This window comes from ANME-2 cluster archaeon (genome assembly GCA_014237145.1).
Classification (GTDB): domain Archaea; phylum Halobacteriota; class Methanosarcinia; order Methanosarcinales; family Methanocomedenaceae; genus Methanocomedens_A.
In genome coordinates this window covers 17,854-34,607 of record JAAXOC010000044.1, presented here as the reverse complement: position 1 = coordinate 34,607, position 16,754 = coordinate 17,854, and the positions used below count along the sequence as shown (strand labels likewise).

Annotated in this window: 21 protein-coding genes and 1 pseudogene; 7 read left to right on the top strand and 15 right to left on the bottom strand. The window is 42.4% G+C overall.

Annotated elements, in window-relative coordinates:
- Window positions 1-7: 7 nt before the first annotated feature.
- From HF974_06285 to HF974_06260, 6 genes are all read left to right on the top strand, one after another.
- On the top strand, window positions 8-313 hold the full coding sequence (locus HF974_06285; GenBank protein MBC2697941.1) for a hypothetical protein: 306 nt from the start codon (window positions 8-10) through the stop codon (window positions 311-313).
- Window positions 310-822: a hypothetical protein gene (locus HF974_06280; GenBank protein ID MBC2697940.1), complete on the top strand. Its 513-nt coding sequence runs from the start codon at window positions 310-312 to the stop codon at window positions 820-822. Before HF974_06285 ends, HF974_06280 begins: the two co-directional genes overlap by 4 nt.
- 68 nt (window positions 823-890) lie before the next feature.
- Window positions 891-1,325, top strand: coding sequence for an archease (locus HF974_06275; protein ID MBC2697939.1), 435 nt, complete (start codon window positions 891-893; stop codon window positions 1,323-1,325).
- A gap of 72 nt (window positions 1,326-1,397) precedes the next feature.
- Window positions 1,398-2,855 carry an RtcB family protein gene (locus tag HF974_06270; GenBank protein MBC2697938.1) on the top strand — a complete coding sequence of 486 codons (1,458 nt, stop codon included), beginning with the start codon at window positions 1,398-1,400 and terminating at the stop codon, window positions 2,853-2,855.
- Between the two features lie 79 nt (window positions 2,856-2,934).
- Window positions 2,935-4,353 (top strand): LTA synthase family protein, encoded by a 1,419-nt coding sequence (locus tag HF974_06265; GenBank protein MBC2697937.1) that lies wholly within the window; start codon window positions 2,935-2,937, stop codon window positions 4,351-4,353.
- A 31-nt stretch (window positions 4,354-4,384) separates the two neighbouring features.
- Entirely contained in the window at window positions 4,385-4,903 is a 519-nt protein-coding gene (locus HF974_06260) for a type IV pilin (protein ID MBC2697936.1), read from the top strand.
- A gap of 157 nt (window positions 4,904-5,060) precedes the next feature.
- Here the strand turns inward: HF974_06260 and HF974_06255 are convergent, their stop codons facing one another.
- The 15 genes and pseudogenes from HF974_06255 to HF974_06185 form a co-directional block, all read right to left on the bottom strand.
- Window positions 5,061-5,654: a hypothetical protein gene (locus HF974_06255; protein ID MBC2697935.1), complete on the bottom strand. Its 594-nt coding sequence runs from the start codon at window positions 5,652-5,654 to the stop codon at window positions 5,061-5,063.
- A 12-nt stretch (window positions 5,655-5,666) separates the two neighbouring features.
- The gene (locus HF974_06250) at window positions 5,667-5,993 is read right to left on the bottom strand and encodes a hypothetical protein (protein MBC2697934.1); all 327 of its coding nucleotides are present in this window, start codon (window positions 5,991-5,993) and stop codon (window positions 5,667-5,669) included.
- Complete coding sequence (locus HF974_06245) at window positions 5,986-6,729, bottom strand: TIGR04255 family protein (GenBank protein MBC2697933.1); 744 nt, start codon at window positions 6,727-6,729, stop codon at window positions 5,986-5,988. Before HF974_06245 ends, HF974_06250 begins: the two co-directional genes overlap by 8 nt.
- 205 nt (window positions 6,730-6,934) lie before the next feature.
- Window positions 6,935-8,095 carry a hydroxymethylglutaryl-CoA reductase gene (locus tag HF974_06240; protein ID MBC2697932.1) on the bottom strand — a complete coding sequence of 387 codons (1,161 nt, stop codon included), beginning with the start codon at window positions 8,093-8,095 and terminating at the stop codon, window positions 6,935-6,937.
- Between the two features lie 11 nt (window positions 8,096-8,106).
- On the bottom strand, window positions 8,107-9,663 hold the full coding sequence (locus tag HF974_06235; GenBank protein ID MBC2697931.1) for a benzoate-CoA ligase family protein: 1,557 nt from the start codon (window positions 9,661-9,663) through the stop codon (window positions 8,107-8,109).
- A 283-nt stretch (window positions 9,664-9,946) separates the two neighbouring features.
- Window positions 9,947-10,579: a fumarate hydratase gene (locus HF974_06230; GenBank protein MBC2697930.1), complete on the bottom strand. Its 633-nt coding sequence runs from the start codon at window positions 10,577-10,579 to the stop codon at window positions 9,947-9,949.
- A 129-nt stretch (window positions 10,580-10,708) separates the two neighbouring features.
- Window positions 10,709-11,530: pseudogene (locus HF974_06225) on the bottom strand (fumarate hydratase).
- Window positions 11,527-12,450, bottom strand: coding sequence for a malate dehydrogenase (gene mdh, locus HF974_06220; protein MBC2697929.1), 924 nt, complete (start codon window positions 12,448-12,450; stop codon window positions 11,527-11,529). Before mdh ends, HF974_06225 begins: the two are co-directional and overlap by 4 nt.
- Window positions 12,451-12,731: 281 nt before the next feature.
- The gene (locus HF974_06215; GenBank protein ID MBC2697928.1) at window positions 12,732-13,988 is read right to left on the bottom strand and encodes an NADP-dependent malic enzyme; all 1,257 of its coding nucleotides are present in this window, start codon (window positions 13,986-13,988) and stop codon (window positions 12,732-12,734) included.
- Window positions 13,989-13,991: 3 nt separating this feature from the next.
- The gene (locus HF974_06210) at window positions 13,992-14,684 is read right to left on the bottom strand and encodes a DUF166 domain-containing protein (protein ID MBC2697927.1); all 693 of its coding nucleotides are present in this window, start codon (window positions 14,682-14,684) and stop codon (window positions 13,992-13,994) included.
- 174 nt (window positions 14,685-14,858) lie between these two features.
- The gene (locus HF974_06205; GenBank protein MBC2697926.1) at window positions 14,859-14,951 is read right to left on the bottom strand and encodes a hypothetical protein; all 93 of its coding nucleotides are present in this window, start codon (window positions 14,949-14,951) and stop codon (window positions 14,859-14,861) included.
- Window positions 14,948-15,124 carry a hypothetical protein gene (locus HF974_06200; protein ID MBC2697925.1) on the bottom strand — a complete coding sequence of 59 codons (177 nt, stop codon included), beginning with the start codon at window positions 15,122-15,124 and terminating at the stop codon, window positions 14,948-14,950. The genes HF974_06205 and HF974_06200 overlap by 4 nt, the downstream gene beginning before the upstream one ends.
- Window positions 15,114-15,287 carry a hypothetical protein gene (locus tag HF974_06195; GenBank protein ID MBC2697924.1) on the bottom strand — a complete coding sequence of 58 codons (174 nt, stop codon included), beginning with the start codon at window positions 15,285-15,287 and terminating at the stop codon, window positions 15,114-15,116. The genes HF974_06200 and HF974_06195 overlap by 11 nt, the downstream gene beginning before the upstream one ends.
- Before the next feature lie 254 nt (window positions 15,288-15,541).
- Window positions 15,542-15,805, bottom strand: coding sequence for a DUF3467 domain-containing protein (locus tag HF974_06190; GenBank protein ID MBC2697923.1), 264 nt, complete (start codon window positions 15,803-15,805; stop codon window positions 15,542-15,544).
- Window positions 15,798-16,292 carry a winged helix-turn-helix transcriptional regulator gene (locus HF974_06185; protein MBC2697922.1) on the bottom strand — a complete coding sequence of 165 codons (495 nt, stop codon included), beginning with the start codon at window positions 16,290-16,292 and terminating at the stop codon, window positions 15,798-15,800. Before HF974_06185 ends, HF974_06190 begins: the two co-directional genes overlap by 8 nt.
- Window positions 16,293-16,447: 155 nt before the next feature.
- Here HF974_06185 and HF974_06180 point away from each other — a divergent pair, with 155 nt between their 5' ends.
- The gene (locus tag HF974_06180) at window positions 16,448-16,747 is read left to right on the top strand and encodes a hypothetical protein (protein MBC2697921.1); all 300 of its coding nucleotides are present in this window, start codon (window positions 16,448-16,450) and stop codon (window positions 16,745-16,747) included.
- The last annotated feature ends 7 nt before the right edge of the window (window positions 16,748-16,754 follow it).

Here is a 16,754-nt window from a genome sequence, read left to right as displayed (position 1 = left end):
ATTAAACATGGAGACAGTAACCACTCGCCTTTCAGAAGATGAAGTATTAAAATTGGACTGGCTGGCCCGGTTCCAGCATACCAGCCGATCACAGGTTCTGCGAAAAGTGATTGATGAAGGCTTGGAAGAAGAACTAATTGAACAGGCACTGGAGCTATACCAGAGGGAGGAAATATCACTGTGGAAGGCAGCCGAACTGGCTGGCAAGAGCCTTTCGAGTATGATCGATGAGGCTCATAGACGAAAGATTCTTTACCAATACTCATTAGATGACTTTCTGCAGGATATTGATATGCTGGAGCATATTGGATGAAATATCTGGTAATCAATGCATCTCCCATTATTTTGCTCGGCAAGATTGGAAAACTGGAATTGCTTATGATGGCCGGACGAAAATCCATTGCACCTATACGAGTGGTTGAGGAAGTTAAACGAAAAAAGACACCCGAAACACTTGCACTGGAAAATGCGTTAAACAATTGGTTGAATACATTTGATGATGTGCCAAATGCTTTAATGATTTCCTCGATCATTGGTGAGGATATCAAACGGGGTGAAGTAGATGTTATTGCAAAAGCTCACCAGCTTTTAGGGGCAGGGCATGATGTGATTGCAGTGCTGGATGATAAGCCTGCACGTAAAGGGGCGCAGGCATTATCCATTCCGGTAACAGGTACGTTGGGGATGGTTTTTCATGCTGTACAATTAGGGACTATTACTCCAGAATTTGGAATTGCAACCGTTGACGAGCTAATTTCAGTGGGTGCAAGGCTGGATGCCATGTTGGTAAGGAAAATTATTGACAAAATGAGCTCTATATGACCTAATTATCACACAAATTCAATAAGTAAAACGTCACTTTTACTTATGTCTGAAATATATATAACCTTATGAACATTCCCGGCTACGAATACCTTCCCCACCCTGCAGATGTCAGGTTCATGGCATACGGCGCCACCCTGGAAGAAGTCTTTGAGCAGGCAGCCCATGCCATGTTCCATGTTATCATTGATACTGCTGCACTGGATCCCGAACACTCAGTGGATATTAAACTGGAATCTGAAGGGCTTGAGAACCTGCTGTACGACTACCTGTCTGAACTGCTGTACCTGTTCGAGGTGGAGGAAATCGTATTCGGCCAGTTCCGGGTGGATTCCATTGAAAAGGCCGACGGCAGTTATATCCTGCACGGACAGGCTTCTGGCGAGAACTTAGACCAGGAGCGTCACAGTTTTGAAACTGAGGTAAAGGCTGTCACTTACCACCAGTTGGAAATCACAAAAGAGAAGGATGGGTACAGCGCACACGTTATAGTTGATACGTGAATATGTACAGTATATACAGTAGGATACAAACCGACCGTTAGGGTAATATCATACAACAGAGAATTATCGAATATGACACAGCAGCAGGCAAAGGAACTGGTACGAAAGGTGAAAGAGAACATCTTTGAGATCCCTACTGACTTCCAGGAAGGCATGAGGGTCCCTGGCCGTATATTCGTGTCAGATAAACTCATGCACGACCTTGAAGTGAACACGTTGCGCCAGACCGCCAACGTGGCAATGCTCCCTGGTATCTGGAAGTATTCAATGGCAATGCCCGATGCCCACTTTGGCTACGGCTTCCCCATTGGCGGTGTAGCCGCCTTCGATGCACATGAGGGGATCATCTCTCCAGGCGGCGTGGGGTTCGATATCAATTGCGGGGTGCGTATCATCAGGACCGACATGGAGGCAAGCGAGGTCAGGCCGCGCATCAGTGAATTGATGGACGAGCTGTTCAAGGCCGTCCCCTCGGGTGTGGGCTCGAAGAGCAGGCTGAGAGTGTCCGGCAGCGAACTGGACGATGCCTTCAACTACGGCGCACGCTGGGCGGTAGAGAGCGGTTATGGAGTAGAGGCTGATATCGAACATTGCGAGGACGGCGGGTTCATGGATGCGGCTGATCCCCTGAAAGTGGGAGATAAGGCCCGCAAGCGTGGCAAGCCCCAGTTCGGTACACTGGGCAGCGGCAACCATTTCCTTGAGGTACAGGAAGTGGATAAGATATACGACCCTGAAATTGCAAAAGCATACGGGATCAAGGAAGGGACGATCACTATCATGATCCACTGTGGTTCCAGGGGCGCAGGCCACCAGATATGTACTGATTACCTGCGGATCATGGAGCAGGCATCCAGGAAATACGGCATCGATCTGCCTGACAAGCAGCTGGCATGTGCGCCTGCCGACAGCAGGGAGGGGCAGGACTATTTCAAGGCCATGGCTGCCGGTGCCAACTATGCATGGGCCAATCGCCAGGTCATCACCCACTGGGTCAGGGAAACCTTTGAGAGGGTCTTTGGCAGGGATGCCGATGAACTGGGCATGGATCTGGTGTACGACGTAGCACACAATGTGGCAAAGCTTGAAGAGCATGAGATCGACGGTGAAAAGAAGTCGGTCTATGTGCACCGGAAAGGTGCCACAAGGGCCTTCCCTGCCGGGCACACAGACATTCCACAAGCGTACAGGTCAGTAGGCCAGCCCGTACTCATTCCTGGCAGCATGGGCACGCCGTCATATATCCTGCATGGCGGTGAGCGGGCAATGGAACTGACCTTCGGGTCTGCCTGTCATGGAGCGGGCAGGGTCATGGGCAGGGGTGAAGCAAAGCGGAAATTCAGGGGCGAAGTGCTTGAGAAACAGCTGGCAGATAAGGGTATCACGGTTAAGGCCACCCACCCGTCCATGCTGGCAGAGGAAGCACCGGAAGTATACAAATCCAGCAGCGAAGTGGTCAACGTGGTACATGAATTGAATATTGCCCGCAAGGTGGTAAGGGTTAAACCCATCGGGGTAGCAAAAGGGTAAATCTTATAGCAGAACCTTTTACTAAAATTGACCCAGGGAAATCCACAAATAAAATTGAAGGACTTCGGTTCTCTTAGTGATGAAAATGATATCAGGGTCAGGAATATGTCGGTACGGGCTGTTAGCATTTTTTATTCTCTGGGTATCATTTTCCATATCCTTAACTGGGGCCCAGACCACTATCGAGGTGGGGGAGACCAACCCGCCGCAGAATATTGTCCTGCTGATCGTTGATGGTATGGGGTCAGCGTATGTTACTCCGGGAAGTACCCCGCTGGCACTCAATGGTGATCCGGTAGATTCCGCTGATGTGCCTTTTTTTAAGAATATGATCAGTGACGGAATACTACTGCCCCAGATCATAGTCCCGACTCCCAGTACCGGACCTGCCCATTCAGTTATCATCACAGGTTTTTCCGGGGCAGAACAGGAAATGGTAGAACTTGATGATGCTACCATCTACGATGTGCTCAAAAACGAAGGCTTCCTTTGTATTGCCATCATGCACATGGGTGATTTTTCCGGAATGTGTAATGAACAGAATATTATCCTCTACAGCCCATCCAATTCAATATCAACTCCATATCTACATGTGCAGGTAAATGATGCGACCGTACCCGAGGATATTGTCAGGGAACTTGAATTCCAGAAACAGGAACTGCCTGGATATTTAGAAGGGACTGATGGGCTGGATAGCTATATTGCATATTCGGACTGGGAACTGGATGCTTCAAGGGATATTGTAACACTTATGGCCCGGCAGCATCCTGATATGAAGTATATCCTTACCATTAATGTGGGGGTGGTGGACAGCGCCGGGCACTACAATGGTGTGGATGGGTATATTGGCTCTATTGAGGGTGTGGATAGCAAGTTGGAACCTTTGTATAGTGCTGCCCGGGATAGTAATACTGCACTAATTATCACTGCCGACCATGGTATGGCTTTCAAGACTCCGGAATCGTCCAGGGGTGGACATGCGTCAGAGGATTACTATTCAAGTGAAGCTGTTACTGTACCGCTATTGATCATCTCTCCCAATGTGGCTCCTGGTATGGATCAGGGAAGGTACGGCCAGGAGGATCTGGCACCGACCTTGCTTTCCATTCTAGATATACCTGCTCAACTGAGATATTCTGACGGGGAGGCAATTCCGGTTAAGGATTATGCTGATTTGCGGGTCAGTGTTAACAGTGAATCTGATGTGGAGGTGATCCAGGGTTCTGAAGTGGTGTCTGGTGGGTCCGGGGATATCATGTATATTTTTACCGGATTAAAACCAAAAACCAATTATATTGTCAGGGTTTTTAACGGGAAGGATATACTGGAACAGTCAGTGCATCTGGACGTGGACCGCCTGATGAGGTTTGATACGGTGGTTTCCAATGGTGATACAATAGTGTGGGATGGCAGGACAACGAGGAGGTCTGTTGCTTCAGTCATGATATTTATTGTTATTATTGGGGGATTGCTGTTGATCAACAGGATCAGGGATTAGAACCTGAAAAAGAATTTGTGTGGGAACATGAATGACTTACAAGAGTATTAGCAATGACAGTGGAATGTCGGAAGTAATAGGAGTTATCCTGATCACGGCAATAGTAGTGGCGGCTTCAGCCATTGCTTATACTGTGGTCAATGTCTACGAGCTCAAGCAACCGGTGATCGCGAATATTGATATCAAGAGTGTGGATCTGTCCAACAATCAGGAAGTGGTGCTGGTGCACAGGGGCGGTAATTCTTTTGATGTAACAGAGATCAGTATTTTTATTAGTGTAAACGGGGAAACGCTGGATAATAATCTGGAGGACCTTCCTGTGGTGGGGAGCACAACTGGTTTCTATGGCGCTCTTGGCGGAGTGCTTCATAAATTATCAGGGGCCACGGCAAATTATGATTATGATAACATATGGGACCCGGGTGACCTGGGCGATTTCAACATTGCAAAGACCACAAATCGGGAACTAAACTCCGGCGACCTCCTCAAGGTTACCATCTATCACCGCCCCTCGGGAGCGATAATTTCATCACCTGAGCATCGGGTTTGATATACTATTACACCTGAAAAATCGCTATACAGGCTGCGTTACATCTTGTCCGGGGTATACCGGTGACTGCAAAATGGCCAAACATGCGCATCCTTCTACATTAGAATTTAAAAAATAATTAAGAGTTTATAAATTACATTTTTAAACGTGAGGATTATTATTCTTCAGGCACTCTTAAATAATAGGCACTTAATTTATGGCGCAACATTTCTCTTGTTTCGTCACTCAATTGGAGTAACTTTGAAGGCAACATTTTTTCATTGTTGTTACCTAAGTCTTTTCTTCTTATATTAAAAATGTTATTAAAATCAATCATCATGTCATTGTTAATAATGCCATTATGTTTTTCAAGAACAAAATATTGAAAATAAATATATGAAGATCCCAATTCAATTCTTCTTTGTTTTTCATCAGGAGGTAACTTATCTTTCCAAACATCCGGGGGTACACAATTTTCTGGTTTCACTTTTAGATTCAATCTAGTAGGATCTTCAATTAAATATGGATTTTTGTTAATAGATTTTAAAAGTGGATTTAAAGGACATAATGATATGTAATCTGCTTTCTGAATTGTACAACACGGTGTAATCACTGCAACTAGATTAAATCGAACATCAATAGAAAAAGAAGGATCTGGATGATCAAAATTATCAATATCAAGAAATTTATAAGTAATCACACCAGGACTAATCAATCCTTTAATGATATCTCCTTGTCTAATAATTTGATCGAGATGGACTTTATAGAACATAGTAAAAACCGTTTAATCATCCTCATAATATTTTTCAACATCCCAATAATTATATCTTTTGCTTATTTGTTCATCAGAATACAATTTTTTAATTATTTCGACACTCTTAATGCCCACAACTTCATGATTATCATTTTCAATTAAACCGATTTTGTATTTTCCGAATTCTAAATATTGAATGTGTAATCCTTCTATTTCTTCAAAACCAACCCCTATATCATCCTCAAACTCTTTTTTTTCTGAATTTTGAAATAATATACTCCCCCCCGTTGAATCAATATCAGAAGTATTTTCAGATTCAACAATTAAACTAGCCGTGATATTCTTTATCTTATTCATTTGTCCTTCTCATATATTCTTTAAAGTTCTCAGTAATATTAGAAAGAAATTCCTTTTTTATTAGACGTTTTAAATCATCAGTAACATTTATGAAATTACTCGCTTCAACATTGATGGCATAACCATCAAAATCTATAATATATTTGTAAGAGTCATCAATTTCCCTAATAGCAGATTGAAGTAAGAGCTGATAATCATTTTTTCTTACTCTAAATAACATTCTATTTTCTAGAATATCTTCCAATTTATATCTGTCAATGTCAAAAAGAGGTGTGTAAAAATTTTTAAAGTATTCATTTTCTAATTTTTCCAATGGGCAATAATCTATATATCTTATACCAAGTCTCGTAAAATTTTTAATAGGAACCTGTTTAATAAAAAGTGTAACTATTTGTTCTATAATATCCCTAAATTTTTTTTCAGAAGGATGATTATATGATTTATATTCATTGGAAATGATATTTAATTTATTTGAATGAACAGTAATTTTAGTTTTCCCTGACTCATTTTCAAAATGCCAACTTGGTATTGGGTTTTCATTATCTTTAACTGTAACCCCCTTCTCATCAATGGCAAATGCTTGTTCAAAAATTTGTGAAGATTTAGGAAAATCATCCATTATTTCTAATTGAAATTCTCCAATTCTTTGATTCAGGTAAAATAAATGTGGAAATCGAACTTCAAAAGCTACTTCGTGAAGTGGTGGATTAGTAAATATCTCATCTGTAGAATTCATAATAACTTCAACAACTCTAATCTATATAGTATTTCTATTTATCGATTATTAATTTATCGTAACTTGATATGAAGAATTCCAATTATATAAAAAACATAAACCTATTTCTTCTTATGCACCCTCGAGATGCCCCGGATTTGAGTGTTAGCAAAATCCCTGGGAACGTCACTTTTTAAAATTAAAATGCCAGACATAAAGTAGTACACTACCTATTTCTTCCATATCTGTCATGTGCCTGTGTAAATTCTCCTGAGACTATTGAACCCCATATGGAAATTTCACCTGACAATAAAACTGCCGCAATTATCTCTGCAAATTTATTAACTTTTCCGGTTCCATAACATCCAATCAATTCCAGATATTCTTTTGAGGTTCCAAGACCAGTGCCTCCCCCCACAGTAGCTATTATCAGATCAGGTAAATTGACACTTACATAAAGGTCCCCGTCTCCTGTTGTGTCCATTATTGTGGAACCAACTGATGATTCGGCAACATAAGCCACATCCTGACCACATGCAATAAAAAGGGCTGCAAGCCCGTTCGAAAAATGATGGTTATATGTTAAAGTTCCAATGGTTGCACCTGCCATAAGATAATTGGAGTAGCAACTATGAGACATCTCTTCCGGAGTCGTTCGTAATGCTTTTTCTACCATCTTTCTTGGGATTACTACATCTGCTGAGACTTTTTTTCCTCTGCCTTTTATGACATTCATTGACGTGGATTTTTTATCATTAAAAGTAACAGGCAGGATGTATTTTTGGGCTTTTGTCTTTTTCATAATGATATCTATTACAGCTTTTGTTGCAACTGTAATCATATTTAAACCACTTGCATCCCCGGTTGTATAATAGAAATTTAACAATGCACGTTTTCCCTGGACAAAATTTTCAATATGTCGCAGTTTTCCATGTTTTGTGGTAGATTCTGCGACTTTTTTCAATTTATTGAAATTGTCATCAATCCAGTTAAAAAATTCAATAACTTCGGAAAGGTCATTAAAATCAATGATCACTCCAATATATGTTTCATCATTCAAAAGTCTGGGATTTGCACCTCCTGACTCAGAAATGATTTTCATACCTCTATTATAACTTGCGACCAGCGCACCTTCTGTTGTAGCTAATGGAATAAAAAAATGATCTTTTGCATGGTCTCCGTTTATTTTAATGGGACCGGCTAAGCCTACCGGAACCTGTGCAATCCCAATAAAATTTTCAATATTACCTCTTGTATCCTGTGGAGACATAGAATATTCTGTTATGCATGAAAGTTCAAGTTCCGTCTTTTTCTTTAGCCAGTTAATCCTTTCTTCGACAATTTCCCCAGAGTAATTATCAGTGATTGAACGGGGGATCTTATCCATGCCTTCACTATTCAACATCTCAATTTAAACCTCTGTACTTTTCCAGTTGCTGTTCTTGGCAGACTATCAATAAACTCTATCCACCTTGGATATTTAAAAGGCGTTGTCCTATCAATAACATGTTTTTTCAATTCATCTTTAAGTTCTTCAGCTTCACTGAAGCCTTCCTTCAATACTACAAAAGCCTTGGGCTTAACAAGTTTATCCTCACCAAAGTTACCTACCACCGCACACTCTAAAACCGCCTCATGAGACATCAAAATATTTTCAATTTCTATTGGAGATACCCACATTCCATTCACTTTCAGCATATCATCAGATCTTCCACAATGCCAAAAATATCCATCTGAATCCATATAATATTTATCTCCAGTATGAAGCCATTCCCCAATCATTGTTTCTTTAGTTTTTACATGATTTCTCCAATAATAGGGTGCGTTACTGTCTCCTTTTATCAATAAATTGCCAATTTCACCTGTTTCAACATTTATTTCATTCTCATCTACAATTTTAGCCTCATACCCTGGAACTATTTGACCGCTACTTCCAGGTTTAACGTTCTCTTTAAAATTCGAGATAAAGATATGCAAAGCTTCTGTGGAGCCAATTCCATCCAGTACTTCCAGACTGGTGTGATTTTTCCACTTGTGGTATATTTCTTCAGGCAACTGTTCTCCTGCTGAAATACACAGGCGAAGTGAATCCATATTTGGTTTCTTATCCATATTTTCCATGCTTTGAATCATTTTTGTATATAGTGTTGGAACGCCATAAAAAAGGGAAGGTTTATATTTTTCAATTATATGGAAAACCGTATCTGGATCAGGTTTATCTGGAAATAAGACTACTGAAGCTCCAACCCTGAATGGAAAATAAAGGCTATTTCCAAGTCCGTATGCAAAAAAGAGTTTTGCTACTGAGTATGTAATATCTTTCTCAGTAATTCCAAGAACATTTTTTGCATAGAGATCACTGGAATAGAACATATCATGGTGCAAGTGCACGACTCCTTTTGGAGATCCAGTACTCCCTGAACTATACAACCAGAATGCGGCATCATCTTTGTTAGTCTCTGCTGCTTCCAGATCACTGGATTCATTTTTTATAAAATCATCAAACGATTGATACTTAGTTTCTTCACTTCCGACAACGATAATATTTTTTAGATATTTTAAATCATCCTTGATGTTTTCTATTTCTTTTAACAGTGTGCTTTGAACAATTAATGTCTTAGCGCCGCTATCATTTAAGTAATATTGAAAATCTTTCGAATTCAGCATTGTATTGATGGGAATCGGAACCGCACCAATTTTCATTGCTCCGAAAAAAGTGGCAACAAACTCAGGTGAGTCGAATAATAGTAGCATTACTCTTTCTTCTACATTTACTCCCAAATTCTTCAGGGCATTACCTGTTTTATTTACCTTATTAAAAACATCATGATAAGTCAGTATTTCATCACCATAGTATATCGCAATATTATCCCCTCTTTTATCCCGAATGTTCTCATCGATAAATATGCTAGCAGCATTTAATTGTTCTGGTAGATTATCAAGGTCAATGGACATAATTCCCTCCGAAAATGATTGTACTGGTTTTTTTGTTTTTTTTATATTTAAATATATTGGTTTACAGAGTCATAGAAAAGATCCTCCGTTTGGATCTATCTGGAGAGGTCCAGATCCTCATAGATCTGATACGAAAATTGGAAATGTTTTGGAGATACTGTCACAATTCAATAAATTTAAGTGAAATAAAAATTAAAATAATAAATACAAGAGCTTTTCAAAGAGTATGAGTATGATGATTTGCATATCACTAATTGGAGGGTTCAATACATCGTGAACCGTTTCATTTCAAAGCCAATCCAAGTACCTCTTCATAGAGGTCCCTGCCCTTTGCATCCACTCCCAGAACCAGCGGCCCGAAGTTCTCAACCTCCAGCACCCACACAGCCTCCGGCATCCCCAGATCCAGCCAGTGCACGTCCCTGACATCCTTTATCATATCCACAGCCAGAGCCGCACATCCACCCGTATATGCCAGGTACACGCACCTGTCCTCCAGGACTGGTGCAATGTTTTTCATGCCACCTTTACCAATGATGGCCCTGACATTGTAATTGTCAAGCACCTGGGGCGTCATGTCAGTCATCCTGGCACTGGTAGTAGGTCCTGCTGCAACTGTCCTCCAGCCATCTTTGTCTTTCTGCATCAGCGGCCCGCAGTGATAAAGGGCAGCACCGTCCAGGTCAAATGGCAGCGGCTTACCCTCGTTAGTCAGTTCCAGAATCCTTAAGTGTGCTTCATCCCTTGCCGTATATATGGTGCCTGATAGGTAAACTATGTCCCCTGCCTGCAATTCCATAATATCATCCCGGGTAAGGGGTGTGGTCAGGTGATGGGGCACGTCCTGCCCGGTCTTATGCTGTTCAGTCAGGTGATGCTTGTTCGTGTTCTCCTCGGCTAGTTGGTGCTTGGTTATGTTTTCCTCGGCTAGTTGGTGCTTGGTTATGTTCTGCTTGGCCGGGTGGTGCTTGTTCGTGTGCTGTTCGGTTAAGTGGTACTTGGTTTTGTATTGTTCAGTCACGTGAGCCAGGTCATGTCCTGCATCCAGGGTCACTGATGCGTGTCGGTTGGCCCAGCACTGTATATTCACGGCCACAGGTAGCGATGCTGTATGGCAGTGAGCTTTTTCCACATGCACAGCCAGTGCAGTGGTCCTGCCGCCCAGTCCCATGGGACCGATACCAAGTGAATTAATAGCTTTCAGTATATCCAGTTCATACTCATCCATATCTCCCAGACTCCGCAGCAGCGAGCGCTTTGCCAACCTGGCTGACTTGTCAAAACTGCCGCCAATACCAACACCCACAATAATGGGCGGGCATGGCATACCTCCGGCCTTCTGCACGGTCTCGACCACAAAATCCTTGACACTACCCACCTGTGAAGGCTTTAACATCCTGAAAGCACTCATATTCTCTGAGCCCGCACCTTTCGGGGCCACTGTGATAGTGATGGCCTTACCGTCCTTAAAGGAATAATTGATATCAGGCAGGCCATCCCCTGTATTGTCACCTGAGTTTAGCCTTGTCATGGGCTCCACTGCATTGGGACGCAAAGGCACGCTGTTTGTCGCCTGCTTCACACCCTCCCGGATGGCCCACTCCAGGTCAAAACCAATACGGGCGTCCCTGCCAATATCGACAAAGAACACCAGGATTCCAGTATCCTGGCACATTGGGATAGCCCTGTCATCTGCAATAGATATGTTCTCCAGTATGGCATCGAGCTGGGACGTGGCTGTTTTATCGGTTTCTGCATCCATGGCACCAAACAAAGCCTTGATCACATCAACAGGCAGTCTGTTCTCTGCCTGTTTGATTATCTCTTCTACAGCATCTGCCACTACCTGGCTTTTTAATGCATTCATAAATCCAGTGTTGAAATAGCTTCTTTCACAGCCTCTGCCGACCGGGCAAGCATCTCCTGTTCAGGTTCAGTAAGGTCTAATTCTATTACCGCTTCCACACCCATCCGTCCCAGTTTCACAGGCACGCCCAGGTATATTTCCTCATAGCCGTACTGCCCGTACATATAGGCTGCGACAGGCAGGATGCGTTTCTGGTCCCGTACAATGGATTCCACCATTAAAGTGATGGCTGCAGAGGGCGCATAGAATGCACTGCCGGTCTTTAGCAGTTCTACGATCTCGGCACCACCGTTGATTGTACGCTGCACCAGCCTGTCAATGGCAGCTTCGTCCATAAGTTCAGTGATTGGTATACCTGACACTGTAGTGTGCCTGGGCAGCGGTACCATTAAGTCCCCGTGTCCGCCAAGTACCATGGCATCAACGTCTCTGGTAGAACAGCCCAGTTCCATAGACACAAAGGTAGCGAACCTGGCAGAATCCAGTACCCCGCTCATGCCGATCACTCTGCCGGGATGGAAACCCGTCTTCATGAGGGCTACATGGGTCATTATATCGAGAGGATTGGTTACTACAATAACAATGGAGTCGGGTGCATATTTCTGGATGTTCTCACTGACCTCGCTTACTATTTTACTGTTGGTTTTTATAAGATCATCCCTGCTCATTCCCGGCTTTCTGGCAATTCCGGCTGTTATTACAACAATGTCAGAATCCTGCATGTCCTTGTAATCATTGGTCCCTACCACATTCACATCAAAACCAACAATTGGTGCTGATTCCATCAGGTCCAGTGCCTTACCCTGGGGCATGCCATCTATAATGTCTGTCATCATCACATCGCCCAGTTCCTTCTCTGCGATACGCTGGACTGTGGTGGCACCCACAAATCCGGCACCTACGACTGTAATTTTTGTCAATTTGAATCCTCCTGATCGAAAATAATATTATCCTGATATTTTATTATCCTATATAGTCCATAAAGTTTATAGGTTTTGATGTTGCTGATGTTCATCTGTTGACATCAATAAAAATAACCCTGCACTGCCAGATATTATAGTCAAGAACATAATATCTTTGACATATACCCTGAACACTTTGCGCTCTTGGCGTTCTTTGCGGTGTATGATCTTGGTCACCGCAAAAAGCGCAAAGTACGCAAAGATAGTTTGAATTGTTTGGTTCTTGATTATAAATCAATTTATATTTTGTGCAATTTACTGTACTGCACCATTTCCCTGGCATGCTTGGCCACTTCGTCTGGATGTGGTGTAACTCTTGCAGCCCCGCTTCGCACTGATGCCTCAGCCACTGCCGCCGCAATAACAGGTACTACTCGTTTATCAAGCGGTCCGGGCAGGATGTGCTTATCATCCAGTTTTTCATCTTCAATGATACCTGCCAGTGCCCTGGCAGCAGCCATCTTCATCTCGATATTGATATCTGTTGCCCTTGTATCCAGCGCACCCCTGAAGATGCCAGGGAACCCCAGCACGTTGTTCACCTGGTTGGGATAATCGGAGCGGCCTGTGGCCATCACCCTGGCACCGGCATCCATTGCATCCTCTGGCATGATCTCAGGAACTGGGTTTGCCATTGCAAACACTATGGGGTCTGCAGCCATACTGTGCACCATATCCTTAGAAACAATTCCACCTACAGATACACCGATGAACACGTCGGATCCTTGCATAGCGATTTTAAGCCCGCCCATCAAACCCCTGATATTGGTCAGGCCAGCAAGCATGAACTTCATGGAGTTCATACCTTCCCTGCGTGACTGGCCGAGTATGCCCCGGCTGTCACATATCACCAGGTCACGTACACCCGCTCGTATAAGAGTAAGCGCAATTGCAGCACCGGCAGCACCGGCACCGTTTATTACTACCCTGATATTACTGATATCTTTATCCACAATTTTCAGTGCATTGATCAGTCCGGCATATACCACAACTGCAGTGCCATGCTGGTCGTCATGGAACACTGGTATATCCAGTTCCTGCCGTAGCCTCTCTTCGATCTCGAAACAACGGGGTGCACTAATGTCCTCCAGGTTGATGCCCCCAAAGGTTGGTGCTATGTGCTTTACGGTCTTTATGATCTCTTCGGTATCTTTCGTATCCAGGCATATTGGAAAAGCATCAATGCCGCCCAGTTGTTTGAACAATATTGCTTTACCCTCCATTACAGGCATGGCGGCAGAAGCCCCGATATCTCCCAGCCCCAGTACAGCAGAGCCGTCTGTGACCACTGCAACAAAATTGCCTTTACTGGTATATTTATAAACCTCATCCGGGTCTGCCTGGATGACCCTGCAGGGTTCAGCTACGCCTGGAGTATAGTCAATGCTCAGGTCATGCATATCATCCAGTGACACTTTACTGGCTACTTCAAGCACACCGCGATGCAGTTCGTGTACTTTTAAAGATTCTTCATATATCGAATCATTTTCTCCCATACACTAATCATTATCGCCATAGTACTTCTTTATTGCTGCTTCCATTGCACGTTTGTGCAGTTCTGCTGAGTGGTGTATCCCCCCGGTCATTCCCCGGACAGCCCGGCAGGGGTACTGCTGCACCAGCAAACCGGCCCAGGCGGGTGCTTCTGAGACTGGGACGCCTTTTAAATGTTCTGCCATCCACCATGTTGAACCGCATGGAGCACCGCAGATCACTTTTACATTGCTTATTTTCCCGTCCCCCACCTGCACTTCTAACTTGGGGCGGCCCAGCACGGATGCAAATTCGTTGATGGTGGGGTCGGGAGAGTAGGTATCACCACCTATATCGCAGCAGATATCCTCTACCAGTATCCTGGTGCCGTACTGTGCAGATATCTCCTTCATTTGCTCAGGGTCACCTGCCATGGCCCAGCCTCCTGGTATGATGACGGCCTTTGCTCCCGCACTGGCTGCACGTTCGACGATCTCGGGTGTGATGTCGGGATTCAGGCTGTAGGTTATGAGAAGGTCTGAGGACAGGACTCCGGGGTCAAGGTCAAGGTTGTCCACGAAGGGTGCGGGGTCGTCGATGAAGTCGGGCAGGGTGGGGGGTATGTCTGCGGATGAGACAGTGAATTCTGTGCGGCGGGTGATAGTGTCCAGCAGCCGCCTGCCGTACTTGCCGCGGGTAATGATTCCTATCGAGAGCATAGTGGGTATATTGGGATGCAGGAGGGATAAGGGTTTGGAGGCATGTTCAGTTGAAGCCCCGTCCGCGCCACCCCGAATAGAATTTGGGGGCATCCGCGGGCTTAAGGTCGCATACATGTGTAAGCGTAGCTGAGGTGCGTGGAACATGTGAGTACAATAGCAGAAAAATTAATGCTAACGATAGCCTTTTTGTCGATGCATTATTTCTGTGATCCAAACGATGCCCTCTTCGATAACATAAATCACTCTGTAATCGCCTATCCTCAACCTATATGCTTCTGGCTAGCATCTCTGATTTTCTTAATATCAGTACCAGATCGTTTGAGTTTCGGATTATTCTCCAATACTCTTATTTTGGATTTTAATTGCTCTTTAGTTGCTTGATTGCACCTATTGAGAAAACTTGCAGCTTTTGGATGAAGACGTATTTCATAACTCATCAATGCTTACAAACTTATCCTTTTCTTTAAGCAATTCGCGTTGACGAGCCCAGAATGTCTCATCATATATTTCTTCCATATCTTCTTGTGCTAGAAAGTGTGTATTGGAATGAAAATTTGGTAGTATATGCAAGTTAGATACTGTGTTGTTTTCTTCAGTCATGATTCACTCATATTTTAGAGTCACTTAATTATTATGTACCAATCCCACTCCATAAAAACCTTTCGACTACACGACCATCCCGACCTCCATGTACGCCATGTCATCCTCCTGAAAGTCACGACCTCGCCCATGAAGTCACGAATCCTGTTTTAGAAAAGCAGGGCATCTTTAGGACGCATAGGCAAATAGAAACAAGCGTTGACAATTGGCTCTAATGTGTCACATAAAAAAAATAAAATTAAGCAAAAATACTTTTACTCTTCATCCTCTTTTTCTAAAAACCCAGGCATTTTACTTAACACATCAAATAGTTGCTTGAGATGAGCTTGTGATAAATATATTCTTACTGCAGGTGTTATATTTTCTACTGGTGGAAACTGCATAAAATCAATGTAAGCATCTACCTCGCTTGTGGTAGCTCGAGCAACATTAGAATAAAATGTATAATCATATCGTATCTTTGGTTCATTCACATCAATTTTTTTTACTGGAATATCTTTTTGATTCTCTTTAGCCATAAGTGGTCCCCTTTGATGTTTTTGATATATCGTTTATGTTAGAAAAATTAGTCATATAATTTTTTAATGTAATAAGTTTTGTAATAATGGAGTAGGATTCATTTTTCTTATAGATATCAACATGTGAAGAAAGTTCATTATATACTGGATCAGAAGTAACTGATTTAGAAGCAGTTAACTCAGGAGTAGTAAGCGTTAAACTTGAAACTTCTATTTCTTTTTCAAGATTTTCTATAGCTAATTTTTCAAGACGCTCTGAAACAATATAACTTTCTAGCATTAAGATTATTTTTGCTTTTGGATTATCCAAATTAAGTTGATAGAACTGTATATTTCCAATTTTTTCTATCTTTTCTATCAAACCTTCATCCAGTAATTTATTTAAATGTGAATGAACAGTTGCTTTATGCACATCTGTCATTCGAACAATATCAGCAGCATACAATTTGTCATTGTAGTTTTCCGCAAAAGTTTCAATAATCTTCATTTGCGGACAATTTCCAAAAATTTCTGATAACACAGACATATCAATTCCTATAGTATAATGTATAGTCTATAAAGTACAATTAATATACATAAGTATTACGCTTTAATCTTTTCGATTACGGAATATTTATAAATCTCTTACTCAGTTATAACACAATGAATGATATTGAAGATGCCCTAACAGAAGACGAAATAAAGATTCTTGAAGTTCTTGGAAGGCTACATATATCACAACACAAAAATATAAATGAAAGTACGATTCGAAAGAAATTACCTAAACAATATCATGCAAATCTAAAAAAAACAATAAAAAGTCTAATTAGCAAAGGTATTTTACGTCTTTATAGAAAGGAAAACTATTGTTTAAATGCTAAAGGGAAAAAAATTGCCGAGGAATTGGCAAAAAAATTGCGTAATAACGTATATTCAGGATTACATATTTTGTTAAAATCGTAAATATTTT

Coding starts and splice junctions, on each gene's coding strand:
- HF974_06285 (MBC2697941.1), top strand. CDS start 8: ATGGAGACAGTAACCACTCGCCTTTCAGAAGATGAAGTATTAAAATTG.
- HF974_06280 (MBC2697940.1), top strand. CDS start 310: ATGAAATATCTGGTAATCAATGCATCTCCCATTATTTTGCTCGGCAAG.
- HF974_06275 (MBC2697939.1), top strand. CDS start 891: ATGAACATTCCCGGCTACGAATACCTTCCCCACCCTGCAGATGTCAGG.
- HF974_06270 (MBC2697938.1), top strand. CDS start 1,398: ATGACACAGCAGCAGGCAAAGGAACTGGTACGAAAGGTGAAAGAGAAC.
- HF974_06265 (MBC2697937.1), top strand. CDS start 2,935: ATGAAAATGATATCAGGGTCAGGAATATGTCGGTACGGGCTGTTAGCA.
- HF974_06260 (MBC2697936.1), top strand. CDS start 4,385: ATGACTTACAAGAGTATTAGCAATGACAGTGGAATGTCGGAAGTAATA.
- HF974_06255 (MBC2697935.1), bottom strand. CDS start 5,654: ATGTTCTATAAAGTCCATCTCGATCAAATTATTAGACAAGGAGATATC.
- HF974_06250 (MBC2697934.1), bottom strand. CDS start 5,993: ATGAATAAGATAAAGAATATCACGGCTAGTTTAATTGTTGAATCTGAA.
- HF974_06245 (MBC2697933.1), bottom strand. CDS start 6,729: ATGAATTCTACAGATGAGATATTTACTAATCCACCACTTCACGAAGTA.
- HF974_06240 (MBC2697932.1), bottom strand. CDS start 8,095: ATGGATAAGATCCCCCGTTCAATCACTGATAATTACTCTGGGGAAATT.
- HF974_06235 (MBC2697931.1), bottom strand. CDS start 9,663: ATGTCCATTGACCTTGATAATCTACCAGAACAATTAAATGCTGCTAGC.
- HF974_06215 (MBC2697928.1), bottom strand. CDS start 13,988: ATGGGAGAAAATGATTCGATATATGAAGAATCTTTAAAAGTACACGAA.
- HF974_06210 (MBC2697927.1), bottom strand. CDS start 14,684: ATGCTCTCGATAGGAATCATTACCCGCGGCAAGTACGGCAGGCGGCTG.
- HF974_06200 (MBC2697925.1), bottom strand. CDS start 15,124: ATGAGTTATGAAATACGTCTTCATCCAAAAGCTGCAAGTTTTCTCAAT.
- HF974_06195 (MBC2697924.1), bottom strand. CDS start 15,287: ATGACTGAAGAAAACAACACAGTATCTAACTTGCATATACTACCAAAT.
- HF974_06190 (MBC2697923.1), bottom strand. CDS start 15,805: ATGGCTAAAGAGAATCAAAAAGATATTCCAGTAAAAAAAATTGATGTG.
- HF974_06185 (MBC2697922.1), bottom strand. CDS start 16,292: ATGAAGATTATTGAAACTTTTGCGGAAAACTACAATGACAAATTGTAT.
- HF974_06180 (MBC2697921.1), top strand. CDS start 16,448: ATGAATGATATTGAAGATGCCCTAACAGAAGACGAAATAAAGATTCTT.